This window comes from Planktothricoides raciborskii GIHE-MW2 (assembly GCF_040564635.1).
Classification (GTDB): Bacteria; Cyanobacteriota; Cyanobacteriia; order Cyanobacteriales; family Laspinemataceae; genus Planktothricoides; species Planktothricoides raciborskii.
In genome coordinates, this window is the sequence record NZ_CP159837.1 from 5,138,566 (window position 1) to 5,162,484 (window position 23,919).

Genomic DNA, 23,919 nt, shown 5'->3' on the forward strand with positions numbered 1-23,919 from the left:
ACAAGTTAATTTTGAAAATGAATTCGGGCATCAAGGCCAAACTTTTGTAAATAACCACTTTCTTGTTCGGCGGTGGTGCGATCGCGAAAAGGCCCGATCGCAATATGAGGGCCAAACGGTTCTTCTCTGGTGAAAATTTCTGCACCAGAAATTCCCGCATCCACGGCGGTTTGGATCATCCTGGGTAAATCTTGGCGGTTGCCCGGAACGATCAGAAAGTACGCTCTGGCTAGTTGGCTGCCCCCACCGGGAGGGGGTGCCGGAAGGATGGAGAGTGAAGTCCCAATCGGGGGCATAGCCTGAGAATTATTCACCGGAGGAAGATTATAGCCAGAAGCTAGGGGAGGGTTACTCCAAGCTGGGGTGACATTGGTTGCCGGTTGCGGTTGCTCAATGGAGGCGATCGCGGCTCGAATGCCGCCTAATTCTAATTCTCTGGCCAATCGTTGAGCATTATTGCGATTAGCAAAAACCCCGATCTGAATCACCGTTCGTCCTTTGTACTGACTCAAAAATGCCTCTGGTTCATATAACCGGACTTGGGCAAGGGTCCGGGGATTTTGTCCGGGAATATAGACCAAATAGCGTTTACTGTCCAAATTCCGCGAATTATCCCGAAAATCTGGGTTAGTAAAATTCGGATTAACTTGAAAACTCCGGTCTTGTGGCAAAACCACCGATGGCAAAGCATAAGGATCGGGAGGCATTCCTTGATTGCCAAAAGGCAACGGGGGTAAAGGTTCCCCTTGAGCAATTTTTCCCCCTGCGGTTGAGAGTTGAAGGGCGATCGCCCCAATTAGCAGATAAATTTTTTTCATGTTCATATCCAGTATTTCTCTATTTTTAGTTCTTAGTGGTTATTTGTTGTTGGTTGTTTGTTATTTGTTATTCCTTATTAGGTAGGATATCTATTAGAGTTTTTTGCAAGTCTTAATATATATAGGTTATAGGCTGTTTTTAGCCCCTTTAACGCCACCTTCATAGCCACCTGGAGTATTATCAGAGTCAGATCCACTGTTCTCTAATAAATATATATGATTCCCAAAATCACCCCTAAGCCCAAAAAATCTGGGTCAATATTTATCCGATTTAGACTGACTCAAAACGGTAAGCAGAAAAATTATGAAATGACTTTGCCACTTAAATGGGATGATTGACGGGACCGCCGTAAGGCTGAAAAAATTGCAGATATCATTAAACAAGATATCAAACATGATTTTGTAGGATTACAACCACCGGCATTTGACCCAACACTGCAAAAGTATCGCCCTGGATTAAAAATTGCGGTGGCGCCAAAAATCCCATCATTGCTAGATGTTTGGATTAAGTTTGTTGATTTCAAAACTCAGCAAGGGAAAGTCGAAGAAACAACATTGACAAAAGCTTATCCCCTTGTCACAAAAATCCTTACAAAAGTTGACCCAGAGTTACTTAAGCCTAGTAACTATAAACAACTTTTGAGTTTTTTAACCAAACGTTACAAACCAAGCACCTTGGTTTCTTACTACACAAAGATATCTGCTTGCGCTAATTGGGCCTTAAAACAAGACATCTGGGAAAAAAATCCTTATAGCCGTGATTTAGCCATTTTAAAGAGTCAGTGTGAAAATCCTGATAAATCTGGTAAGGCTTATTCTGACTCTGAAGCTACTGTAATTCTCAACGCGATCGCCACTGACCGATTGACCCCACCCCGTGCCTGGACCAAACATTCTTACTATGCTCAGTTTTTACAATTCATGTTTCTGACCGGGGTCCGACCGCAATTAGCGATCGCTCTGGAGTGGGAACAAATTGTGTGGGAACGGGACCGGCCTATCAAGATTTACTTTGACCGTGCCTACACATCTGGGATTCTTAAACCGAGTAAGGGCGATCGCAATGGCAAAAACACCCCACGGGTTTTTCCGGTTAACTCTGAACTCGCAGATTTAATCATGGCAATTCCCAAAAAAGAGACGATTCACCGTGAACCAAGAATTTCCCGTCATTTAAAGACTATCGATCGCCCTCATTGCCCCGATCTGGTTTTTCCGTCACCCCGTCGTTGGTATATTGCCATTGACCACTTTACTAATCGGATATTTAAGCCGGTCGTTGAGTCACTGGTAAAACTGGGAGAAGTCAGCGAATACCTTCCGACATACCATTCCCGTCACACTACCCAGAATCGTTGGCTAGAGTCTGGGATGTCGGAAGAAGCGATCGCCGCGTTACTCGATACATCACCGACAAGGATCCGCAAGCATTACCGAGATGACCGTCTTGATTACGAAAATTTAGCCCAAAATATCACCTTGCCAGAATTAGGGGATTAAGTTTTTGCGGTGAGTTAAGTCTAGCGAGGTTGAGCAGGGGATTAATCCCCTGCCAGAGATACACGCAATTTGCGGGCAAAATTACAGAGTTGTAATGGCACTAGGTGGCTAGATATGTGCTATGCTGTATGTGCGGAAAACATTGTATTCATTTTCTTTTAGCTTTTAGTTTAACTCTCAAAAAAACTCTGGTAGTAGGTTGACCGGCCATACCAGAGTTTTTTAGTGAGAAAAGTTGTAATGGCACTAAGTGGACTTGACGTGGCTACTTAGTGCCATTTTGGGTTATTTTGGGTTATTTTGGGTCACGATTTTGAGGAAAAAACCCGTTTTTTAGGGTTGACTAGGGCTATTTTGGGCTATTTGTGGCTTAACGTGGCTACTTAGTGCCACTTAGTGCCACTAAGTGCCATGTCAAGCCATGTTCAGAGAAATTTTTATCATCAATGCACTATGCGGATTCATTCCGGGTTATTCCGGTTACCGTAACCAGTCACACCGCCACCGCCACACGGGGTGACAAGCCTTACATCACCCCGTGGCTATACAAAGCTTGAAACCAGTGCAGCGTCTAAGTTTTAAGCTTATTGAAAATATTGTTAAAAAGCTTGTGATGCTTGCCAGATAAGGTTTTTGGCTCCCAGCATGACACACGGGGTCACAGCAAAGTTACAAACACACTAGGGATGGGCAGAAGGATTAGTTAAAACACTAGAGATGGGCATAATGACATTTTTCCCACATCACACGAGGTAACGCGGCCCCGCTACACGGGCTGCCAGCGGCCTCGGTTCCCAACAAAAAACCTACCCGGTTAGGGGTAGGTAATTGGTCAGCGATCGAGCGTTGCGGTTATACCACGTCATTGTCTGGGGTCCACTGAAGTAACTCACCGGGTTGACATTCGAGGGCCGTACATATTTTTTGCAAGGTTTTCATTCTGATATGACTAGGCAGGTTGTTTTTTAAGTTGCTGATGGTAGCACGGTGCAACCCAGTTATTGCAGCCAAATCGTTAACCCCCATGTCTTTTTCAGCCATGACAACCGCTAGTCGCCATTTCATCGGCATATTAAGCAAGGTTCTTGACATATTCAGTGTAGCATTTAAATTCATTATCTATACACTGTAGCAGTTTTAAGGATTTTTTTTAATATTTGTATTGACTTATGTCGCCATTTCGACTACTCTATTAATAGGGTTATTTTAGTTTTGACCCTAAAAACGTTAAAACCCGCGTCAACGTTAAGTTCTTGGCGGAACACGCTGACACGGGTTATTCAAACACCTTAAAACAAGGGTTCTTTTATGAGAATAGCACAAAACCACGGGGGGCACGCGGTATGAAAAGACTGTATGTGACCCTCACGATCCGTCAGTTAAAGGCTAAGGTGTCCCGTCTCAGTCGGACTGCCTTCAAAGTCACTCGCAACTTTTTCCAGTCCAGACTAGGTATCGTCAAGCGGGACTGGTCACGGTTGACTAAGGCTGAAATCATCCGAGTTTTAGATTATTACTATGGTTCTTTAGTGCCTGACTTAGCAAAAACCTAAGTGATTACCGTTTTCAGGTAACAAGTCAAGACAATTTTCTCAGTGTGTTGCCTAAATTACGCAGTGAGTCAGGTCAGCAATGGCGATTAATAGAATCGGCCAAAAAGATAGATGAGTTGAGTGACTCTGTGATTCCCTTGTATTACGTTCATTTTCGGAAAGTTTACCCACCCCGTTACCAAATGGACATCTGGGATAACCCAGAGTGTTTTCTGGTAGTTGCTGGGATAGGCAAAGAACTCTATATCTATGTCTCTCAGCGTCGTTTTGACGTGGCTGAGTTTTTGGAACAAATCAAGCAAAAGTATGCAGAGTTAATGTTTGAAATGTCATCCCGTTTCCGTTCAGTTAGGGGTGACTTTCGCGGTGAACCGAGGGTGACTCAGGGGTGACTCAGGGGTGAATGTGAACCCAAAAAGTCACCCAACGATCACCTAGGTTCACCCTTGATCTGACTAGGGTTCACCCATTTTCCCAAAAGTTCACCCACCCGCGACGCGATCGCACCGAGTGCAGAATCTTGAACCGAGTGCAGTCCAGTTTTGTGTTAGTCCAAACATTTTCATAGCAAGTTTAAAGGTTATTAAACTGTCTAATAATCAATGGGTTTAGATTATAGCTAAGTTGACCTTAGCCCGCTCTATTCTGGCAAGTGCAACTCTAGACATTGATAATGCTGTATCTGACATTAATGCCGGTCACTCAAGCCTATCAAGCGAGTCAGCCAAAATCCTATAAACCATGATTAACGACTTGATGAATATCAGTAACGATATAGGGGAAAAAGCAGTATATATCCCTGACGTTTTCTTACAGTTAGACCAGCAATTCAGTCAGTCAACTACCCAGACAGAATCCCTAGAAAAGCTGAGTCAAACTGTTAGTGATTCACTGGTTAACTGGAATAACTTTGCTAGTTATCCCAGTGCCAACGGTCTAAACAGAAAGGCAAGTTAATCACAGATAACAGATATTTGTTCGTTAACTCTATATCTGTTATTGTCAATTGCTGACTATCGCTATAATATTCAGCAATTAGCCATTGGTTACATAGCACTTTCACAACCGACAGTCGGAAGTGTCAGTCAACCCGCAAATTTTGCGGATGTGTACGCTAACCGTACATTGTAGCTATGTGCAACTTTGCACATTTTATTCAGAAATAAATAGCTATTTATGATTATCGGAAGTGTTAGTCAGTCCGCAAATTTTGCGGATGTGTACGCTAACCGTACATTGTAGCTATGTGCAACTTTGCACATTTTATTCAGAAATGAACAATGTCACCGTTAGATACATTTTGTAAGGCATACCTTACACTGTGACCATCGGTCACGGCAAGCTTTTGAGTCATTTTGAACCATGTAAAGCCGTGGCTAAAATGTCACCGTTAGATACATTTTGTAAGGCATACCTTACACTGCGACCATCGGTTACATTGGGTATCTAACTAATCCAAATGAGTCATTTTGACTCATCAAAAATGACTTACTTACTATAAGATTTTCATGCTATTCTATGAAGGATAAATATTTAAAAGGGTGTGATTTTATTTCGTCTCTGGACTTCACACACCAAGTTTAGAGACAAAAAAACCCGGTGTTAGAGCACCGAGTAGACCTTGATCAACCCAAACATCCTTTTTTGCATGAAACCTGTTATGGTAAGCAATTTTGGGAATGGGCGATCGCCAATAACTTGCCCGTCGTCATCACTGAAGGGGCAAAGAAAACCGCGTGTCTGCTTTGTGCTGGTTACGTTGCTATTGGGCTACCAGGGATATGGAACTTTTCTGATACCAGTGATAGAAGTATCGCGGCATTTAAAGCACCTTTAAACCCGTGGCTGCAATCATTCTTTAGCCGGTTTCAACAACTCGAAATCACGATCGCTTTTGACGCTGATAGCAGAGTCTCAACTGCCTTAGATGTTGACAATGCCGCGTCCAGACTAGCCAATAAAATCACTTGGCTGGTTAACAGAAAAGCAGTTGTTAAAATTGCTCAGTGGCATCCTGAGTTAGGTAAAGGTGTTGATGATATCTTTGTCCAGAATGGCATTGAAACACTTGAGACGGTTTTAAATTCTGCCTTACCATTGCAAGTGTCTAAGTTCAGAAAGTATATAAACTTAAGCTATCCCGTCTTAGACTTTAATCGGAGACATTTAGATAAACTTCCTAAACTTTATGCAAAAATTGTAGCAATTAAATTCCCTAAAAACACGGGTAAAACTTGGACACTTTCCCAGATGGTCAGTGACGCCATAAAAGCAGGTCATAAAGTGATTGTGCTAGGACACAGAGTGCAATTAATGTCCCACTTATGTGACCGTTTCGGGATTCAATTTCTCAATGAGATGACCTCTAAAAAAGATTGGTTAGAGGCTTTATATTTTGGCTTAGGACTGTGTATTGATTCTTTACATCCTAATTAATTCTAAAGCTAAAATTGACCTGACGGTTGATAATTACCTTGACGGTTGTCTTTTGGTTGTTGATGAGTCTGAACAAGTTTTAAATCACTTATTACACGCTGATACTAAGTATCTTAGAAAAAAACGGGCTGAAATTATGACTCTGCTTAAGATAGTCAAAACGCTTCAAAAATTTATTTGGCTGACGCTGACTTATCTGATTTTTCCATTTAGTTTTTTAGAAAAATGGCTGAATTAGGCAAGTCAGATGTAGCGTTAATCAATCCAAAATAATTAGAAGTTTGATAAGGCTGAATTATGGATTTTTTTATTTACCAATAAAACAACCCATACAGACTGTTAGCAGAGTGTAAACCTCGCTTGTCAAAAGGTAATTGCGTATTTTTATTCTGCGTTATACAGAAGATTAAGTCCTTGTATTATGGCCAAAAAAATGCCACTATATTATCACTTTATTGTCAAATTTAAGTTTGATTAATTGACTGTAATAATGTTAATTAATTAACGTGAGTATAAAGCTTATTGTATATTAAGTAAACTAGGCCATTTAAGCGAATAAAAATTAGTCATTTATTTCAGTATTTTATACAGAGTGTTTAGTATTAATAATGACTTGTCTATCACGGTTTTTATGTGGTTTATAGCGTTGAATATGTTCAGTCAGTCGCTCAATTTGTGGCACGGTATCGCTGGCCCGTTGACCGGCATATCTGGCTCCCAAAATCAGGTAACGCTACATATATGAAATTTGGTGGTGCGTTATCATCGGATCAGGTTAAGCATTGCTTACAAACCAACAAAAAGAGAATGCAATCTTTTCTCAAAGATTTTACCGCTTTAGATAATGGGTTATTTTATGCTTACTGTGAGTCTGTAGCCCTTAGCAATTTAGGGTTAAGTGCTTACCGGGAAAATTTAGAATGGTTGCTGACTTCCGACGGTCATCGGTGCCACTATGTTGACCCTGTAAAGGTGCATGATACTGAAATCAGAGAGATTAGAAATGCGGCTTATGATACTGAAGTCAGCGAGATTGATACCACTGAGAATCCCTCTGATGATGAATTAAAAACCCTTAATAATGCCGTGGCAAAAACTAAGCATCAACGGTATAAACAACGGGGAATTTAGTTAGAACTTATGGCTATTGTTCTAAGGCTTTAATCATGGCTGATGATCACGGTTGTTTCCGACCGTTACAACTGCTGTATTACCTGACCATTGGTAAAGCTTTTGCCGTGTCTCACGATGCTAAACAAGTCCAGACTTTTACCTCTAAAACTCAGTGCCTTGACCATGAAATCAGCAAGTATGCAGTCAGTCTCAGACAAGCATACTTATCGGTGCTTTTTGACAAGGGCTTATCCCGGTTTTTGACGGGTGAAAATTTCGCCTATAACGATCCGTTCCTCACCGATACCGTTGCCAGGTTAAACCCAGATGAGTTTGTAGAGACATTTGGCTGGGGGCTCCCGGTTAAGACGGGCGATCGCATCAATGTCATTTTGGATCTCATTGGCTACCAGAAAAAATATGCGTGCCGGGTGGGAACGGGGGCCGATGCTATCCGCCACTATTGTGCCGTGCCCAAGTTTGACGGCATAGACGTGGATCAGATTTTTGATTTCTGGTTTGACCGGGATATGAAGTCTCAGGAATTTTCCGGCACCGAGGCCGGGGATTTTGCTGGAGATTTTTCCGGCACCGAGGCCGGGGCTGCCGGTCACTTTGCCGGGGATTTTGCGCGGGCATAATCACCGCCACCTATCCCGCCACCTATCCCGCCACCTAATAAAATTAAAAGCCTTGTAACCGATGAGTTACAAGGCTAAAACCGTTGATTTTCCGTGGTTTTTTTGGGGCTTTGGCCGGGGTGATAGTATCTCTATTCGGCAAACAACCAAAGAATCCCTACCCAAAGAATCCCTACCCAAAGAATCCCTACCCAAAGAATCCCTACCCAACAACCAACAAACAACAAACAACCACCAACCAACAACCGTCACGATTTGTTAAAGTAATTGAGAGGATTTTTTTTTATGATATGACAAGGATTGTCGTTGGCTTATCCGGTGGCGTTGACAGTTCAACTGCGGCGGCCACCCTCCATCATCAAGGATATGAAGTTGTCGGTCTGACCCTTTGGCTGATGAAGGGCAAAGGTCAATGCTGCTCTGAGGGAATGGTTGATGCCGCTGCACTTTGCGAACAATTAGGCATCCCATATCATGTTGTGGATAGCCGCGAACTGTTTGAGAAGAATATTATCAATTATTTGGTGTCCGGCTACAGTAGTGGTGTGACACCATTGCCTTGTTCTCAATGTAATAAAGCGGTGAAATTTGGCCCAATGTTGAAATATGCCCAGGAAGAATTGGGCATCGATCGCATTGCCACAGGTCATTATGCGCGGATCGAATATAACGGGGAAACTGGCCGTTATCAGTTGTTGCGGGCAGTCGATCACAATAAAGATCAATCCTATTTCTTATACGATCTGACCCAAGATTTGTTAGCTCATTGTTTATTTCCCCTAGGAAATATTCCCAAGACAGAAACGCGCAAAATTGCCGCTGAATTTGGGTTGAGTACGGCGGACAAACCAGAAAGTCAAGACCTTTGTTTGATTGAAGCTCATGGTTCGATGCAGAACTTTTTGGAACAATATATTGAGCGCCAAAAAGGACAGATTGTGGATACCCAAGGTAATGTTTTGGGCGAACACGAGGGGATTCATCGATACACCATTGGACAAAGACGGGGAATTGGGTTGGCAGCGCCAGAACCGCTTTATGTGGTGGCCTTAGATCCGATAAAAAATCAAGTGATTGTGGGCGATCGCACCGTGGCAACTCAAGAAGAATGCACCGTTAAACAAATCAATTGGGTTTCTATGGAACCACCCAGCAGCCCGATCCGCGCTGAGGTACAAATTCGCTATCGGACGCCACCAGTGCCGGTGACAGTGATTCCTTTAGAAGGAGGCGATCGCGTCAAATTAGTATTTGATGAACGACAGTTTGGGGTGACACCCGGACAAGCCGCAGTCTGGTACAATGGCGAAATTTTACTCGGTGGCGGCATTATTGAACCGGCAAAGGCGAACGCGGGCAAAGATTTTTTGTCTGGAGATACGTTGGCAAAGTAGGATAGAAAAGTCAGCAAAATTAATCGTTACTGTTCACATAATTCAGAGGATAACCCTTGAGTCATCATCCACAAGACGCCATTGCCCCCCACGGCGGACACCTAATTAATCGCATTGCCAGCCCTGGTCAAAAGCAGGAATTTCTTGACCAAGCTGATTCTTTGCCCCGCATTCAACTCACAGAAAGATCCTTATCGGACTTGATTCTGATTGCCATTGGTGGCTTTAGCCCTCTAAATGGCTTTATGGAACAGAAAGACTATGAACCAGTAGTCACCGATATGCGGATGGCCAATGAATTACCCTGGGCAATTCCCATCACTTTACCTGTCACCGAAGAAGAGGCAGACCGGGTTAAAGAAGGGTCTTGGGTACGCTTAGACGATCCCAACGGTCGATTTGTCGGGGTGCTGGAACTGACCCAAAAATATCGTTACAACAAAGCCCTGGAAGCGAGTAACGTCTATCGCACAGAAGATATTAACCATCCTGGGGTCAAGGTGGTTTATGAACAAGGGCCAATTAACCTCGCTGGTCCCGTCTGGTTACTGCAACGAGATCCCCATCCCTTGTTTCCCAACTATCAAGTCGATCCCGCTGAGTCTCGGAAAATCTTCCGGGAAAACGGCTGGAAAAGCATTGTGGCTTTCCAAACCCGTAACCCCATCCACCGGGCCCATGAATACATTACTAAATGTGCCTTGGAAAGTGTGGATGCGTTATTTTTGCATCCCCTGGTCGGCGCTACTAAAGAAGATGATATTCCCGCAGATGTGCGGATGCGCTGTTATGAAATTTTGCTAGAGAAATATTATCCCAAAGATAAGGTAATGCTGGCAATTAATCCGGCAGCCATGCGTTATGCGGGACCGAGAGAGGCGATTTTCCATGCCTTGCTGCGGAAAAACTATGGTTGCACTCACTTTATTGTGGGTCGCGATCATGCGGGTGTGGGTGATTACTATGGCACCTATGATGCTCAATATATTTTTGATGAGTTTGAACCCGGTGAATTAGGCATTTTACCGATGAAGTTTGAGCACGCTTTCTACTGCACCGTGACTCAGGGCATGGCGACGACTAAAACCAGTCCGAGCACTCCAGAGCAACGGATTCACTTGTCAGGAACAAAGGTGCGGGAAATGTTGCGCGATGGTAAGTTACCCCCGCCAGAATTTTCTCGTCCAGAAGTGGCGGCAGAATTAGCCCGTTCTATGCACAAGTAGATCAATTTTTGGTTGATAGTTGATGGTTGATAGTTGATGGTTGTTGGTTGTTGGTTGGTTGGGGTGTAGGGTGTAGGGCCGCCATCGGCCGCCATCGGTGTGGGGGGAAAGTGAAAAGTGATGCATTGAAAAGTGAAAAGTCGTAGGGGCGAATGGCCATTCGCCCCTACAAAAAAAATATCACTATTCACTATTCACTATTCACTATTCACTATTCACTATTCACTATTCACTATTCACTATTCACTATTCACTCTTCACTCTTCCCTACACCCTAAACCCTCTCTTCCCCCACACCCTACACCCTACACCCTCTCTTCCCGATGGCGGCCGATGGCGGCCGATGGCGGCCCTACACCCTACACCCCAACCAACGCACCACCTAATGATTTAGACTAGCTATATGAGGTTAGAGGCTAGGAAAAGGGAATGGGACTAAATCGACGAGAGTTTATTCAACAAATCAGTGGTTTGCTGGCCGCATTCGGGATGAGTGAAACGGTACTTTGGCAAGCAGGCGATCGCTACTATCAAGCCTTAGCCCAACCGACCGCAAGGAAGTTAGCATTACTCGTGGGGATTAATCAATATCCCGGTGATATCTCCCTATCCGGCGCTGTGACTGATGTTGCCTTACAAGAAGAATTACTTAAATATCGCTTTGGCTTTCAATCGTCAGATATTCTTACCCTGAAAAACGAACAAGCCACTCGCGCAAATATTGAATCAGCCTTTATGGAACATCTGATTAATCAAGCGAGTGCCGCCGATTTAGTAGTATTTCACTTTAGTGGTTATGGTCGCTGTTTGAAGTGGGAAAGTACCGAGGAAAATCCCTTATCCAAAAATAGTTTAGTCCCGGTGGATGGCGGATTGTCCGACGCTTCTAATGCTTCTAAATTAGGGGTGAATGATTTACTCGAAGAAACCTTGTGGCAACTGTTGGCTATGCTACCAACTAAGCGAGCGATCGCAGTCCTGGATACCAGCTACACCTATCCGGGCAGCAATTTCCAAGGCAACCTGATGATTCGTTCTCGCCCCAGCCCCCGCACCAGTCAACTCACCTCAGAAGCCCTAGCCTTTCAAGAAAAACTGAAAAATCAAACCTCTCCAACCAGTAATCCGCAAAATATCCCGGCTTTAATCCTCAGTGCCACCAGTCCGAACCAAGTCGCCACGGAAGCGAAATTGCAAGGATTTAGCGCTGGATTATTTACATTAGCCTTAACTCAGCAATTGTGGTTAGCCACTCCCGCCACCAGTCTGCAATCCAGCTTACAAAAAGTCTCCTGTACCGTCCAGGAGTTAGGGGGATTTCTTCAGCAACCGCAAATGGTCAAACCGGGCGTTTTACTCAAAAGCGATTCCCGCATCTTACCGATTACCCCTGGGGAGAATAATGGACTGATTCCCGTCTTGCCATCAGCAGATGGGGTGATTAAGTCTGTGGAAGAAGGGAGCAAGACGGCACACCTATGGCTGGGGGGATTACCGGCAAATATTTTAGAAACCTACTCGGCCAATTCTATTTTTTCTTTGGTGCCGCCGACGAATTCTCCAGAGTCAAGCCCTACTACATTACAAATTCGTGTCCGAGATGGCTTAACCGCTAAAGCCCAACTTTTAGACCAATCGACAACGGCTTTAGAGGCAGGGCAATTGTTGCAAGAAGCGGTGCGGGTTTTGCCCCGTCATCTCAACTTGACCGTGGCTTTAGATACGGAGTTACAGCGGATCGAACGGGTAGATGCTACCAGTGCTTTTGCCTCCATGCCCAATATTTCCACGGTGCTAAAAGGAGAACAACCGGCGGATTGCTTGTTTGGTCGCGTCCGACAAGACGCATTAGCCCAGTCAGCCCTTTTGTCCCCCGGTTCAGCTTCTCTGATTTTGCCCCAGGGGAGTTATGGGTTATTTTCTGTGGGTCAAACTCTGCTGGTGAATACGGTAGGGGCAGGAGGAGAAGCGGTGAAATTGGCGGCACAACGATTAACTCCCTACTTAGAAATGTTACGGGCGGCGAAGTTAATTGGTTTAAGCGCGAATCAAGGATCGTCCCGTTTGGGCGTCCGTGTCACCTTGGAAAAAGTGACACCAGAAGAAAAATTACTGATGCAAGCCTCGACCAGACGGGCGCCTTGGCCTTCCCCTTCTGAGGGGTCGGCGGTTTCTGGAGATAGTAGTATTTTATCTTTGGCTGTGGGCAGTCGGATTCGCTATCGGATTTTTAACTATAGTGATCGCCCCATCTATTCTTTCTTGTTTGGCATTCATAACAGTGGTAGCGCGATCGCCTTCTATCCTTTTCCGTCCCAAAATCAATCCGCCAAAAGTCAGCCGGAAATTGAACAAAACCTGATTCAGCCCGGAACCACCCTCACCCTCCCTGATGATGCCGTCGGTTCCGCTTGGTCAATTAATGGCACCGTGGGACTGGCAAAAACTCATTTAATTTGTAGCAGTAGCCCTTTTTTGCAAACCTTTAATGCCTTAAAACCCGTAATGGGTTCTCGCGGCGATGGTCAGGGAATAATCACCCTGCAAAATCCTTTTAAAATCGCCCAAGCGGTGTTAGAAGACTTACATCATGCCAGCGCTTCCAACCCTCCAATCGGTTTTTCTAATTGGGCCGGAATTTCTGATGAGTTTTGGGCATTAAATGTCAACCATTGGGCAACCCTGAGTTTTATCTATCGAGTGATATAGAATTAATCTGAATTTCATTTGTAGGGTGGGCAATCCCCACCTGTCAAAAAAAAAATCGGGATATTTTATTGGGATATTTTTCATGATAAATCTACCAAGTTCTTGGGATCTGCCCCCGGTCATTAAAAATCGCTTTGGCCAAAAAAGCCTGGGTCAACAACGGGCGATGATTGCACACAATCATCTGTTACTGGTATTACATAAACCCCCGGAACCGAATGAACGGAAACGTGAGGTTGCCTTGTTTTGGCGACAACCGGATGGAACTTGGAAACAGACGGCGATCGGCAATGGCATTGAACCTTTAATCAGGCATTTAAAAGAATATAATGCAGCGGCAGAAAAATTTATCGAAGATTATCACCAAGCCCAAGAAGCGGAAGATTATTTTCGCATTCTTGAGGCTATGTCTCCCTTGCGTTTGGCTACAAAAAACCTGCACGCCACCTTGCAAGCAGCCAGAGAAGGCATCCCCGGCGATCGCGATCTAATTGATTTGCGCGATTATGCTTATGAAATTGAACGCAGCTTAGATTTACTTTATGAAAATACCAAAAATGCTCTAGATTTTCGGATTGCTAAACGAGCGGAAGAACAAACTAAATTAAGTTTGGCAGCCGTGAAAGCTGGTGAAAGATTGAATATTTTAGCGGGGATTTTCTTTCCTTTGACCGCAATTACTTCAGTGTTTGGGATGAATCTTATCAGTGGTCTGGAGAGTAATTCTATAGAAACTTTTTGGTTAGTTGTATTGATCGGCATCGTTCTCGGTGTTTTTGTGCTGCAATGGAGTATTAAAGGCAAAAAGAATTAGTTTTTTTCTGTACTACGGAAACCAGCGCTTTAAATGCGATATAAAACCCCGGATGAAGCCATTAGCATTTCGTTCGGCTAATCTAACTAGCTAATCTAACTAATTATTGGTTATTGGAGATTTTGATTTAACGGTGAACTGTGAACTGCTAACAGTTCACAGTTCACAGTTCACAGTTCACAGTTCACAGATTATATTAAAAAAACATCTGCCCCGGCTTCTTGTAACTTTTTGCTCTTTCTGCTTCGGCTGCGGATAGCTTGCTTGGCCTTCACCACCACAGGAAGTCTTGATTCAATTAAATATGCAAGCCTCTCGGAGTCCCAAACCTGTGAGGATTCTCACTTCTTTGAGAATGGCAATTTTTTTAGCTACGGGAACAGTATTTAACATCACATCAAATTCAGTTTGCAGACGAATGGGATAGGTAGAGTCACTGGTGCTATCTTTGCTGCTATATTTAATGTCAAACTCTTGTAAAAGTCTATCCAGTTTTTGTTCAATCAGAGCTAATCTATCGGGTTCTTTGAGTGGAGATTGTCCAGAGGTCTGATGGGCTTAAATTTCTTGCAAAAGCCGCTCAATTCGTTCAAGCAGGCGAGATCGCTTGGGGCGTTGCGGAGCAATATCGCTGTCCCTCAGACCGCTGTAAGGAATTCTGCCCTTTTTGAAAGACAAAATCACCAGATAAGAAACCAAGGCTAATATAAAATAATTAAATAATATTATATTGCCAAAACTATCACCATCCTTATGGTTTGCAATATGGTAAATTTTGGGGCATTTAACGGTTCACAAACCGATTACGAACCAGACACAAACTATACATAAAATAAATCAGGATTAGCATGATTCAAAGCTAAAAATATACTGATGATGCTGCTTAATCTGGAAGCCGGGAAACCGATTCGGTGATATCTTCTTCTGTGGTTTCAATCTCGGCAGTTTCGCAGTTCACCGATGCCCCAAAATTTGGGTATTTTGATTCGGTTGGCAGCACCGTAGAATGCAGATAAATTTTCAGGGTTGGCCCAGAAACAGCTAAACGAATCATTGCTTGATTTGACAATTGTATTTGTGTCACCATTGTGCCATCAACGTATGTGCCATTACTCCCTAAATTAATTAATTCCCATTGCTCACCAATTTTTCGCAACTCAATGTGTTTTCGAGAAACCACTGCACTGTATAGAACAACATGATTCGTAGAGGATCTCCCAATTCTAATCACAGATTCTGTTGGAAATCTCCAAGTCTGAATTGGGGTCGATTGAGTTGGATGAAGTAAAGTTATTGTAATCACGGTAGGATCGCGCCCTGGCGATAGCTATGCATAGTTTTGACCGCGTTAACCGAACTGGTTGCCTGCACTGATTCCTAGTGATATGTAGCCAGTGATATTTAGCCAGTGATATGTAGCCAGTGATATTTAGCCAGTGATATTTAGCCAGTGATATTTAGCCAGTGATATTTAGCCAGTGATATTTAGCCAGTGATATTTAGCCAGTGATATTTAGCCAGTGATATTTAGGTTGGGTTGAGAAGAAAACCCAACCTAAGAAACAAGGGTGATATGTAGGTTGGGTTGAGAAAGAAACCCAACCTAGGAAGCTTTAACGATGGAAGCTTTAACGATGATTTCACAAACTAGGGAAGGAGAGAAACTCATCTGAACTTGCCGAAAAAAGTCCGGTTGCCTCAAAAAATCCCGATCCCCTTTTTTGATTAACCCTAGGAAAGCTGGAATAAAAAGGTCATTAAATCTCCTTTCCCCAAGGCAATGCGATCGCCTGGTCGGAGGCGATGACGATTTCCTTTGGGCAACGGTAAATTATTGATGTAAGTGCCATTAGAACTGCCCACATCTTCGATATAAAAAGCATCGGCTTCCACCCGAATATCCGCATGAATTCGCGAGACAATCTCAGAATTGGCAAAACCCGACACATCAATGTCTGGCGGTATCATATCATTGGGTTTGCCGATATGAATCACATCAAGATGTTGGAGCAACTCCAGGGTGGTATTGGTTTGAACATGAACCAATCGAGCGGTTTGCACTTGCAGTTGAGTAGCTGAACTAGGCGTCGGCGGAGCGGGGGCGGGGGACGGCGGGGGTGCAGCTACAGGTTTGGCGGGACTGGGAATGCTGGCTGGTGACTCTAAACCGCTACTCATGCCAGAGATAGGATCCGGTGAATTCCAGGAACTTTTTGCCCCTTCAGACTCTAGTGGAGAATTCCCTTCGGGCGCCGAGACTGCGGTGGCGGGAATTCCCCCTGACAATGATTCGCAGGCGCCGGCTGGTTCCTCGCTTTCTGACTGGGCAGTGCTGGGCTGAAGATTATAGCCACATTGACCACAGAATGTGGCATCAGTTTGCACCGTTGCCCCGCACTGTGGACAACTGGTGGTGGCAGGTAAGGGACTGTAGCAAGCTTCACAGGCTGCAGCGCCCTCTGGGTTTTGGTGGTTACAATTTGGACAGACAATCATAGTTTTCCTTAAATCTAAAAGATTCTAGCTAAATTCTCTTTCTTCACCAGTTCTATAATCAATAGCTCATTTGCTATTTCCATCAAGATACTGAAGACTTAACACTTGGCGAGCGAGATTTTAGGTTGCGGGGAAAGAAGCCCGATCGAGCAACCACCACAGTTCACCGTTTTTCGGATGAATTAGCGCGGATGGATAAGTTTTGCCGTCAGGGTTTGGGGCAAGGACTTGAGTTAAAGCATCTTTTTTGCTGGCACCAGCCACGATAAATATGACACCAATGGCTTGGTTAATTAGCGGCACGGTGAAAGTAATTCGGGGCTGACCATCTTTGTTGCCCACGGTGACGAGGCGATCGCACACTTCTAGGGCTTCGGTGTGGGGAAACAGAGAGGCTGTATGGCCATCATCTCCCATTCCCAACAAAATAATGTCAAAAACCGGGATTTCTCCGGCAGAGACCCCAAAAAACTCTTGCAGTTCGCGATCGTACTTTTGGGCGTCAAGCGCTGGATCTCCCGCACTGGTGGGCATCGGATGAATATTTTCTTGGGGAATATTCACCTGATTGAGCCATGCTTCGCGGGTCATGCGTTGATTGCTGTCTGGATGATCGGCACTGACATAACGCTCATCCCCCCAAAAAACATGAATTTTTTCCCAGGGTAGATTTTCCTGGGCTAATGCTTGGTATAAGGCTTTGGGAGTGCTGCCACCGGATAAGGCGATGGTACAACGATCTCTTTCAGAAATCGCCCCGTTGATTTTACTCACGACCAAGTTGAGCGATCGCTCGATCAGTGCGAGTTGATCGGTTAAAACTTCGATGTTCTTATTCATCTAAATCTGTTTGGATAGTTGAAATCAGTTCTATTCTGGAAGTCATCTCCGGTTTTAGTCAAATTTAGTCAAATTTGGTGGTATGTAGGGGTGATTCGCTTTCTCACCCCTACAGAGCCTACGGGTGTGGATGAATTGCAAGGAACCTTAATGCGACAGGAATCCCTAACCAACAAAAATAGGATCCATTTGGTTTAAGGATTAGCGGTGACAAAAGTAGCGTTAATTTGAACCCAGGTAATTAATGAGGGAATTGTTCCGGTGGCATACATCAAGTATACATTGCCATTAGGGAAAAAATCTACTCGACAGGGATAATAAGCGTCATTCCAATACGCCCAACATATTGACATTATATTAACGCTGGGACGACAAGTTGAGGGCAATACTAAAATATAACATTATTGGTTCCGGCTATACGCTGTACCACTCCTATTATAACAATTAAACTCGAAAACTTATTGATTTGTAAAGCCCAGGATGGATTATGATTAACCCACCCTGTATTGAAAGTGAATGAAACATCATTGCGACCTGTAGATTAGTTCTTGCCGCTGATACGGTACTAGGCCCGGTGCCACCATTGGCGATCGCAGCTATCCCGGTAATATTGGCGGCACTCCCGGAAATATTCCCAGAAATTTGAGCGCCGGTCTGAGTATGCGATGCGGCGGCTGCACCGATCGCCTCTGGGGTAAGCGGGTCAGTGCCCTCGATTGCGTGGTTTGGGGCGTGGGTCTCAGAAGTCTCAATGATTGGTCGTAAAGGAATCATAATTACCAGTTTTCAGTAATCAAAGCTTCGGCGCGTGAATCAGGTGTCGATTTGCTTGCCCAAAGGAAATTGATTGCAGTTGTAGGCACAGCAGAAAATTCATAAGCGTACTGGCCGGGAATTTCAATTTCAGCATTTGCGGCAGTAGCTGGTTTGCTGGCCACCGTACCTGTTGCCACATACAAAGTATTAACAGAACGATTGATAATGATTAATCGCTTTCTGTCACTACGTGCGGCGATCGCATCGACAGCCGTCACAGACACAGCAATGGTGGCATGAGCGCTATTGCTGTAAGTTTTGGTGTTGTTGCTGACTGGTTGATTGCCAATAAATTGTAACATTTTTACTCCTTGTTTGTTTCTGGATAACTAATGGATAATTTCCACGGATAAAATTCAATTATAAAGAAATATTTTGCCGTATTTTATCCTATTTTTTTAAAAAAACATAAGATTTTTTTGTTTAAAAAAATAGCTTAATTTTTATTTAAACCTCGTTTTTTATGCGTAAAAAAACCAATTAACAGTGAAATTTTATAAAAACAAGTAAATCATTTAACAATCTAATGTTAATTGGCATAAAATCACCTCAAATTACACAGACAAAAAAGCATAAGGGTCTACGCGTATTCGGCGACTGCATCAAAATAACAACCAATAGACTCGAAACCGTCCTCGACACAATCCACAGCAAGTTGATTGACGACTTGTGCTTTTTCAATGGAAGAATCGTCCGAAAAGATGGGGAACTAGACCCGGATAAGCCGCAGGCTTTTCGGGCATGGGTGGTCAACTGGATACCGACGGGCAAATGGAAAGTTCGCAAAGGCGATGTCACCAACTGGACAAGAGAGTACAACGAAGCGCTGGAATTTGGCAGTGCGACCGGAATTTCTGACGAAACCCGCGAGCTTGCCTACATCATCTGCTTGATGCAGTGAAGCGCGGCTGGAGGAGCGATTGCTAAAGCTACTTGCCGATCCACTTTTTGTCCCCTACCATCGTGTATTTTCTAAATTTATGTTTGGTCATCGGTCGCGGGCGTGGATTTTGATTCGCATTTTCCCTTTTTCTAAATACCTTAAAGATGGGAAACCAATTATTGACTATACGATAGGACAAGAGAAAAAAGACCCGAAGCATCTGACTAAAAAAAATCGCAGCGGCGCTTCCGACAAGCTTTAGGGCTGGGAGAAGTTGTCCGAAAATCAGGCGCGACTGTCAATTCAAAGTCCAAGGCAAAAGGGTCAGGAATGGCGCGATCGATAATGTGGCTGTACGTCAATAACAATTTTGAAATGGCTCTTACAGAGAACGGCAAATTCAACAAAAAGTTTAGTGAAACACCATTCGCCCAATTCTCTAATATTGGCTGAACCGTGCCTACAAGCTACTGCCTGATGCTTCCTTGCAAAAACTTAGCGGGAAAGCACTTTATGCTGCCCGTGGTGCAACTATGCGAAAGGTGGCTGCGATGATTTACTCGGAGTTGCTGAAGGAATTGTCTGATTAAGATAATATATAAAGCGCCACTGCTGTTTCAAGTGGCGTTTTATAATTTACCAATTATATCCCCGCATTGAGGATTGCGGAGTTCTGGGATGGGCGATGATGTCATTAAACGATCGCCTAATTGTTCCAGAAACATCTTTCTCTAGGGCGTGTCATCAATTGGAAGACTTGACAAAAAGCAGGAGAAATGCAGAGGTAGAAGCAGAAAACTTTTTAGATCATCAGGTGAATTATGCGCCGTTACGCTCTCAGAGACGACCAATGGGAAAAAATTGAGCCTCTGCTTCCGGGCAGAAAAGGACATGTCGGAGTTACGGCCAAAGATAATCGTCTCTTTGTTGAAGCAGTTCTCTATCGCTATCGTGCCGGTATTCCTTGGCGTGATTTACCCGACAGATTTGGTGATTTTAGGGTGATTCACACTCGATTTAGTCGTTGGTGTCGTTCTGGGGTGTGGGAGAATATCTTCGAGTTACTGGCAGAAGATGCGGATGATGAATATGCCATGATTGATAGTACGATTGTGCGAGCCCATCAACACAGTGCCGGGGCGGAAAAAAAGGGGGAGAAGACCAAGCCATTGGACGTAGCAAAGGGGGGTTGAGCACTAAGATTCATGCCACTTGTGATGCACTGGGGAATCCGACCGGATTTCATTTAACTGCGGGGCAAGCCCATGACTTAGAGGGAGCGGATGTCTTGTTACCAGAGATAGAAGCGGAGGCAGTTTTAGCAGACAAAGCATATGATGCAGATGAGCGAGTTCGAAAGCGATATCTTCCGCCAAAAAATGTGAGGCGGTGATTCCCTCAAAAGGGAATCGCACAGTCTCTTACCCATATGACAAAGAGCTTTATAAAGCCCGTCATTTAATTGAGAACTTTTTTGCCCGTCTGAAGCAATATAGAGCGATTGCAACTCGTTATGATAAGACTGCTCGTAATTTTTTAGGAGCAATTTATCTCATCGCTTCTGTCATTTGGCTTAATTGATGACACGCCCTAGGTTAAATAAGTTAAATAAATATACAGAGAGTTGCTGATGTCACCCATGAATCTGCGCCGGGACCGGGATTGACCCATCGGGTACAAACCGAATCTGAGAATATTTCTGAACAGAAACAGATCCAGAAACAGAGTCAATCGGCTGGGCGGAATCGAAGAATCCCCTAAGCCGGGAGACTTTTGAGCGGATTTAGCCAGCGATCGCCCCACTCTCCGTGAAATCAATGTCCACCGTCCGCGCTTTGTAGATTTTTGTAGATTTATGTAGATTTATGTTAAGTTATTGTAGCAAAAATTTTCGACCAAAAAATCAAAAATTTTAAGAAAATATTATTAGGAAAATATTAGGAAAATCTTTCAAATAACCCTTTGATGGCTTTTTCAACTATTTTCGGTTTAATTATAATAAAAAATGACGATTAATTTTGTAGTCAGGCTTAATTGATTAAAACCTAGCCAAAAACAAAAAAAAATTAAAAAAATTACATCAATATATATAAAAATATCTTTTTTGGCTTTAATTTTTTTAAAAAAATTTTTTTTATAAGTTTAAGTTTGAAAATACAGAAAAATATCCTGATACACTGAACTTTATCTAGGAAAAATATCGGTATTTTTATCGGTAGATGAATCGGTTAAAAAGCCGGTTGAGTTAGCAAAAAAACAACAAAGCCAAGGAGGTAATCAACTGAGAAGCCTAAAGTTTATCGGGGGAATTAAACCACCCAAGTAATGTCCAGCTAACCGCTTTTTTCTCTTTGTGAAACAGCCTCTTGTGAAACTTCCTCTGTGGTTGCCAAGATGGATAGAGGCAGTTCTGAAGCAGATCGAAGCGATCTCTCCGAGCCAAAAATAAGTCAAACTGATAATAAGCATATATCAAAAATAAAACTATGACAAAAACATCAAATCATCCTAGCGAGCGCGATCAGGTTTTAACCCATCTCAAGTTAAGAATCACTCGGTTAAAACAAGCTTTGAATCAAGGAGAAAAAGGATTAGACTTAGTAATTGCGGCGTTGCAAGATGACTCAGAACCGATCACCAGAGCCGCCTATATGTTGCTCAAGCAAAATCCACACCCCAAGGTCAGAGAAGCGCTCAAGCAATATAACCCTTATCGGTTTTTCAAATGTATCCGTACTCTCGGTGGACATTCCAGCCGAGTATATACCATTGCCATTAGTCCCGATGGCCAAATGTTAGCCAGTGGCACGAATGACAATATCATCAAACTTTGGCATATTCAAAGAGGTCTGGAAGAGCGAATATTCACGGGACATATTGATTGGGTGGATTCCGTAGCCTTTAGTCCCGATGGGCATATGCTGGCTAGTGGCAGTGGTGACAGTAGCATTAAGTTGTGGAATGTCTCGACCGGGGAATTGATTCAAACCCTGAAAGATCATAGCCGCTGGGTTACTTCCGTGGCTTTTAGTCCCGATGGGAAGATGCTGGCTAGTGGCAGTAAAGATAACACGATTAAGCTCTGGAATTTGGTGCCGGATGCCAATGGCCAAATTTCGTCCCAGCCGCTGTACACAATGGAGGATCACTACGACTGGGTATATGCTGTGGTGTTCAGTCCCAATGGGGAGATGTTAGCCAGCAGTGGGGACAGTACCATTAAAGTCTGGGACTTACGCACTAGGATCTGTAAACTCACTTTGACTGGCCATTATGATTGGGTTTACACTGTGGCGTTTAGTCCCGATGGCCATATGTTAGCCAGTGGATCGGAAGATGCCACGATTAAACTCTGGCAGGCGAACACCGGCAAAGCGATCGCGACTTTAAAAGGACATTCTTTAGGGGTGAATTCTCTGGCATTTAGTCCCGATGGTCAGACTTTGGCCAGTGGTAGTGCGGATCAAAGTGTCAAACTGTGGGATATGAGGAGTTACAAGCATATTACTCTGCGAGGTCATTCTGATTGGGTCAGTTCCGTGGCGTTCAGTGCCAATGGCAAGATTTTAGCCACGGGGAGTGGCGATCGCACCATCAAAATCTGGGATCCGGTGACAACTGAAGAAAAAAATACCCTCGGTGGAGATGTGGAATTTGCCGAGTCAGTGATTTTTACTCCCGATGGGCAAATTTTAGGCAGCAATCAACCCCAAGAACCGCCGAAACTCTATAATCTCCATGCGGGGGAAGAATTTCTCAGCATCACTGGTCACTCCAGTTGGGTGGAAGTGGTCAGCGTCAGTCCCACGGGGCCAATTTTAGCCAGTGGCAGTGAAGACGGCATTATTAAATTGTGGAATTTGCGGACAGGTTACATAATTCAAACCCTGCGAGGGCACAAAGGAGGAGTTTGGGCGATCTCCTTCACTCCCGACGGTCAGACCTTAGTCAGTGGTGGTAACGATACCACGATTAAACTATGGAATCTAGAAAACCATCAAGAGATGCTTTCTCTGAATGGGCATTCTGAAAGAATTGATGCGATCTCCATCAGCCCGAATGGGGAAATTCTGGCCACGGGGAGTGCCGATGAAACCATCAAACTTTGGCACCTACCAACTCGCCAACAAGTATTAACTTTAACCGGACATACTGACCGGGTAAGTTCTCTATCTTTTAATCGAGATGGAGATATTTTAGCCAGTGGCAGTAGCGATGGCACGGTCAAATTTTGGCATCCAGTCACCGGCGAAATCTTACACAATTTTAAAACCCAAACAGATGGCGTTAATCACGTTGCTTTTAGTGGCCGGTCTGGACTCCTAGCCGCCGCAGGAGACAACGGCACCGTCAAACTTTGGAACCTGAAAAATAACGAGGCTTATGCCACCTTTGATGGCCATAAAGATGCGGTAATGACTGTGGCATTTAGTCCCTATGGGCATCAACTTGCCAGTGGCAGTGCCGATACCAGTATTAAAGTTTGGAATCTTTATAACGGTCAACAACTAAGAACTTTGAATGGACATTCTGAGTCCGTGAATTCTCTATGTTTCAGCTTAAGCGGATTCGGCAAATCCTATATTTTAGCCAGTGGCAGTGCTGATGGTACGGTTAAAGTTTGGGGGGTTTTATGAGCGGAAACCGGGTTTTTTCCCTCTGCCAAAAGCATCTCAGTGG

24 protein-coding genes and 1 pseudogene are annotated in these 23,919 nt (G+C 44.0%); 16 read left to right on the forward strand and 9 right to left on the reverse strand.

The genetic code is table 11. The features are described from left to right. Positions 1 to 5: 5 nt before the first annotated feature. A complete protein-coding gene (locus ABWT76_RS22010) occupies positions 6 to 824 on the reverse strand; it encodes an SPOR domain-containing protein (RefSeq protein WP_156331592.1) in 819 nt (272 codons plus the stop codon). A gap of 462 nt (positions 825 to 1,286) precedes the next feature. Between ABWT76_RS22010 and ABWT76_RS22015 the strand changes: the two genes are divergently transcribed. Continuing rightward, positions 1,287 to 2,318, forward strand: a complete 1,032-nt coding sequence (locus tag ABWT76_RS22015; protein ID WP_354634964.1) for a site-specific integrase — start codon at positions 1,287 to 1,289, stop codon at positions 2,316 to 2,318. Positions 2,319 to 3,170: 852 nt separating this feature from the next. Here the strand turns inward: ABWT76_RS22015 and ABWT76_RS22020 are convergent. Continuing rightward, a complete protein-coding gene (locus ABWT76_RS22020) occupies positions 3,171 to 3,410 on the reverse strand; it encodes a helix-turn-helix transcriptional regulator (RefSeq protein WP_199317257.1) in 240 nt (79 codons plus the stop codon). A gap of 251 nt (positions 3,411 to 3,661) precedes the next feature. Here ABWT76_RS22020 and ABWT76_RS22025 point away from each other — a divergent pair, with 251 nt between their 5' ends. The 10 genes from ABWT76_RS22025 (at position 3,662) to ABWT76_RS22070 (ending at position 14,204) form a co-directional block, all read left to right on the forward strand. Then, a complete protein-coding gene (locus tag ABWT76_RS22025) occupies positions 3,662 to 3,871 on the forward strand; it encodes a hypothetical protein (protein WP_190877325.1) in 210 nt (69 codons plus the stop codon). A 44-nt stretch (positions 3,872 to 3,915) separates the two neighbouring features. Next, a complete protein-coding gene (locus tag ABWT76_RS22030; protein WP_354634965.1) occupies positions 3,916 to 4,263 on the forward strand; it encodes a hypothetical protein in 348 nt (115 codons plus the stop codon). A gap of 349 nt (positions 4,264 to 4,612) precedes the next feature. Beyond that, the gene (locus ABWT76_RS22035) at positions 4,613 to 4,828 is read left to right on the forward strand and encodes a hypothetical protein (RefSeq protein WP_354634966.1); all 216 of its coding nucleotides are present in this window, start codon (positions 4,613 to 4,615) and stop codon (positions 4,826 to 4,828) included. 642 nt (positions 4,829 to 5,470) lie between these two features. Beyond that, positions 5,471 to 6,307, forward strand: coding sequence for a DUF3854 domain-containing protein (locus ABWT76_RS22040; RefSeq protein WP_354634967.1), 837 nt, complete (start codon positions 5,471 to 5,473; stop codon positions 6,305 to 6,307). A gap of 807 nt (positions 6,308 to 7,114) precedes the next feature. After that, positions 7,115 to 7,438: a hypothetical protein gene (locus tag ABWT76_RS22045; protein ID WP_354634968.1), complete on the forward strand. Its 324-nt coding sequence runs from the start codon at positions 7,115 to 7,117 to the stop codon at positions 7,436 to 7,438. A gap of 35 nt (positions 7,439 to 7,473) precedes the next feature. After that, positions 7,474 to 8,061: a hypothetical protein gene (locus tag ABWT76_RS22050; RefSeq protein ID WP_354634969.1), complete on the forward strand. Its 588-nt coding sequence runs from the start codon at positions 7,474 to 7,476 to the stop codon at positions 8,059 to 8,061. A 290-nt stretch (positions 8,062 to 8,351) separates the two neighbouring features. Next, entirely contained in the window at positions 8,352 to 9,455 is a 1,104-nt protein-coding gene (gene mnmA, locus ABWT76_RS22055; RefSeq protein ID WP_054470107.1) for a tRNA 2-thiouridine(34) synthase MnmA, read from the forward strand. Positions 9,456 to 9,511: 56 nt separating this feature from the next. After that, positions 9,512 to 10,681, forward strand: a complete 1,170-nt coding sequence (sat, locus tag ABWT76_RS22060) for a sulfate adenylyltransferase (protein ID WP_054470106.1) — start codon at positions 9,512 to 9,514, stop codon at positions 10,679 to 10,681. 429 nt (positions 10,682 to 11,110) lie between these two features. Next, positions 11,111 to 13,390: a caspase family protein gene (locus ABWT76_RS22065; protein ID WP_054470105.1), complete on the forward strand. Its 2,280-nt coding sequence runs from the start codon at positions 11,111 to 11,113 to the stop codon at positions 13,388 to 13,390. A gap of 82 nt (positions 13,391 to 13,472) precedes the next feature. Beyond that, positions 13,473 to 14,204, forward strand: coding sequence for a CorA family divalent cation transporter (locus ABWT76_RS22070; protein ID WP_199317511.1), 732 nt, complete (start codon positions 13,473 to 13,475; stop codon positions 14,202 to 14,204). Positions 14,205 to 14,498: 294 nt separating this feature from the next. On the opposite strand, the gene ABWT76_RS22075 is transcribed toward ABWT76_RS22070, so the two are convergent. From ABWT76_RS22075 to ABWT76_RS22105, 7 genes are all read right to left on the reverse strand, one after another. Beyond that, positions 14,499 to 14,597, reverse strand: coding sequence for a ribosomal protein L7/L12 (locus ABWT76_RS22075; protein WP_072160951.1), 99 nt, complete (start codon positions 14,595 to 14,597; stop codon positions 14,499 to 14,501). A gap of 490 nt (positions 14,598 to 15,087) precedes the next feature. Beyond that, on the reverse strand, positions 15,088 to 15,507 hold the full coding sequence (locus tag ABWT76_RS22080; RefSeq protein ID WP_054470104.1) for an FHA domain-containing protein: 420 nt from the start codon (positions 15,505 to 15,507) through the stop codon (positions 15,088 to 15,090). 428 nt (positions 15,508 to 15,935) lie between these two features. After that, entirely contained in the window at positions 15,936 to 16,700 is a 765-nt protein-coding gene (locus ABWT76_RS22085; protein WP_054470103.1) for an FHA domain-containing protein, read from the reverse strand. Positions 16,701 to 16,820: 120 nt separating this feature from the next. Next, positions 16,821 to 17,540 carry a 6-phosphogluconolactonase gene (gene pgl / locus ABWT76_RS22090; protein WP_054470102.1) on the reverse strand — a complete coding sequence of 240 codons (720 nt, stop codon included), beginning with the start codon at positions 17,538 to 17,540 and terminating at the stop codon, positions 16,821 to 16,823. Positions 17,541 to 17,734: 194 nt separating this feature from the next. Continuing rightward, positions 17,735 to 17,893, reverse strand: coding sequence for a hypothetical protein (locus ABWT76_RS22095; protein ID WP_156332115.1), 159 nt, complete (start codon positions 17,891 to 17,893; stop codon positions 17,735 to 17,737). Between the two features lie 91 nt (positions 17,894 to 17,984). Then, on the reverse strand, positions 17,985 to 18,314 hold the full coding sequence (locus tag ABWT76_RS22100) for a hypothetical protein (protein ID WP_054470101.1): 330 nt from the start codon (positions 18,312 to 18,314) through the stop codon (positions 17,985 to 17,987). A 2-nt stretch (positions 18,315 to 18,316) separates the two neighbouring features. Then, a complete protein-coding gene (locus ABWT76_RS22105; RefSeq protein ID WP_054470100.1) occupies positions 18,317 to 18,658 on the reverse strand; it encodes a hypothetical protein in 342 nt (113 codons plus the stop codon). A 224-nt stretch (positions 18,659 to 18,882) separates the two neighbouring features. Here ABWT76_RS22105 and ABWT76_RS22110 point away from each other — a divergent pair, with 224 nt between their 5' ends. The 5 genes and pseudogenes from ABWT76_RS22110 (at position 18,883) to ABWT76_RS22130 (ending at position 23,876) form a co-directional block, all read left to right on the forward strand. Continuing rightward, entirely contained in the window at positions 18,883 to 19,257 is a 375-nt protein-coding gene (locus ABWT76_RS22110) for a hypothetical protein (RefSeq protein ID WP_054470099.1), read from the forward strand. A 19-nt stretch (positions 19,258 to 19,276) separates the two neighbouring features. Further along, entirely contained in the window at positions 19,277 to 19,501 is a 225-nt protein-coding gene (locus ABWT76_RS22115) for a hypothetical protein (RefSeq protein ID WP_354634970.1), read from the forward strand. 423 nt (positions 19,502 to 19,924) lie between these two features. Continuing rightward, a complete protein-coding gene (locus ABWT76_RS22120; protein ID WP_354634971.1) occupies positions 19,925 to 20,104 on the forward strand; it encodes a hypothetical protein in 180 nt (59 codons plus the stop codon). Next, positions 20,061 to 20,820, forward strand: a pseudogene (locus ABWT76_RS22125) (IS5 family transposase). The gene ABWT76_RS22120 and the pseudogene ABWT76_RS22125 overlap by 44 nt, the downstream one beginning before the upstream one ends. 905 nt (positions 20,821 to 21,725) lie before the next feature. After that, on the forward strand, positions 21,726 to 23,876 hold the full coding sequence (locus tag ABWT76_RS22130) for a WD40 repeat domain-containing protein (RefSeq protein ID WP_054468078.1): 2,151 nt from the start codon (positions 21,726 to 21,728) through the stop codon (positions 23,874 to 23,876). Positions 23,877 to 23,919: the final 43 nt, after the last annotated feature.

Bases quoted from the DNA above. Each gene is read 5' to 3' on its own strand.
- ABWT76_RS22010 (WP_156331592.1), bottom strand. From the start codon at position 824: ATGAACATGAAAAAAATTTATCTGCTAATTGGGGCGATCGCCCTTCAA.
- ABWT76_RS22020 (WP_199317257.1), bottom strand. From the start codon at position 3,410: ATGTCAAGAACCTTGCTTAATATGCCGATGAAATGGCGACTAGCGGTT.
- ABWT76_RS22025 (WP_190877325.1), top strand. From the start codon at position 3,662: ATGAAAAGACTGTATGTGACCCTCACGATCCGTCAGTTAAAGGCTAAG.
- ABWT76_RS22035 (WP_354634966.1), top strand. From the start codon at position 4,613: ATGATTAACGACTTGATGAATATCAGTAACGATATAGGGGAAAAAGCA.
- ABWT76_RS22045 (WP_354634968.1), top strand. From the start codon at position 7,115: ATGCAATCTTTTCTCAAAGATTTTACCGCTTTAGATAATGGGTTATTT.
- ABWT76_RS22050 (WP_354634969.1), top strand. From the start codon at position 7,474: ATGGCTGATGATCACGGTTGTTTCCGACCGTTACAACTGCTGTATTAC.
- mnmA (WP_054470107.1), top strand. From the start codon at position 8,352: ATGACAAGGATTGTCGTTGGCTTATCCGGTGGCGTTGACAGTTCAACT.
- ABWT76_RS22065 (WP_054470105.1), top strand. From the start codon at position 11,111: ATGGGACTAAATCGACGAGAGTTTATTCAACAAATCAGTGGTTTGCTG.
- ABWT76_RS22070 (WP_199317511.1), top strand. From the start codon at position 13,473: ATGATAAATCTACCAAGTTCTTGGGATCTGCCCCCGGTCATTAAAAAT.
- ABWT76_RS22075 (WP_072160951.1), bottom strand. From the start codon at position 14,597: ATGTTAAATACTGTTCCCGTAGCTAAAAAAATTGCCATTCTCAAAGAA.
- ABWT76_RS22085 (WP_054470103.1), bottom strand. From the start codon at position 16,700: ATGATTGTCTGTCCAAATTGTAACCACCAAAACCCAGAGGGCGCTGCA.
- pgl (WP_054470102.1), bottom strand. From the start codon at position 17,540: ATGAATAAGAACATCGAAGTTTTAACCGATCAACTCGCACTGATCGAG.
- ABWT76_RS22095 (WP_156332115.1), bottom strand. From the start codon at position 17,893: ATGTCAATATGTTGGGCGTATTGGAATGACGCTTATTATCCCTGTCGA.
- ABWT76_RS22100 (WP_054470101.1), bottom strand. From the start codon at position 18,314: ATGATTCCTTTACGACCAATCATTGAGACTTCTGAGACCCACGCCCCA.
- ABWT76_RS22105 (WP_054470100.1), bottom strand. From the start codon at position 18,658: ATGTTACAATTTATTGGCAATCAACCAGTCAGCAACAACACCAAAACT.
- ABWT76_RS22110 (WP_054470099.1), top strand. From the start codon at position 18,883: ATGTTAATTGGCATAAAATCACCTCAAATTACACAGACAAAAAAGCAT.
- ABWT76_RS22120 (WP_354634971.1), top strand. From the start codon at position 19,925: ATGATGTCATTAAACGATCGCCTAATTGTTCCAGAAACATCTTTCTCT.
- ABWT76_RS22130 (WP_054468078.1), top strand. From the start codon at position 21,726: ATGACAAAAACATCAAATCATCCTAGCGAGCGCGATCAGGTTTTAACC.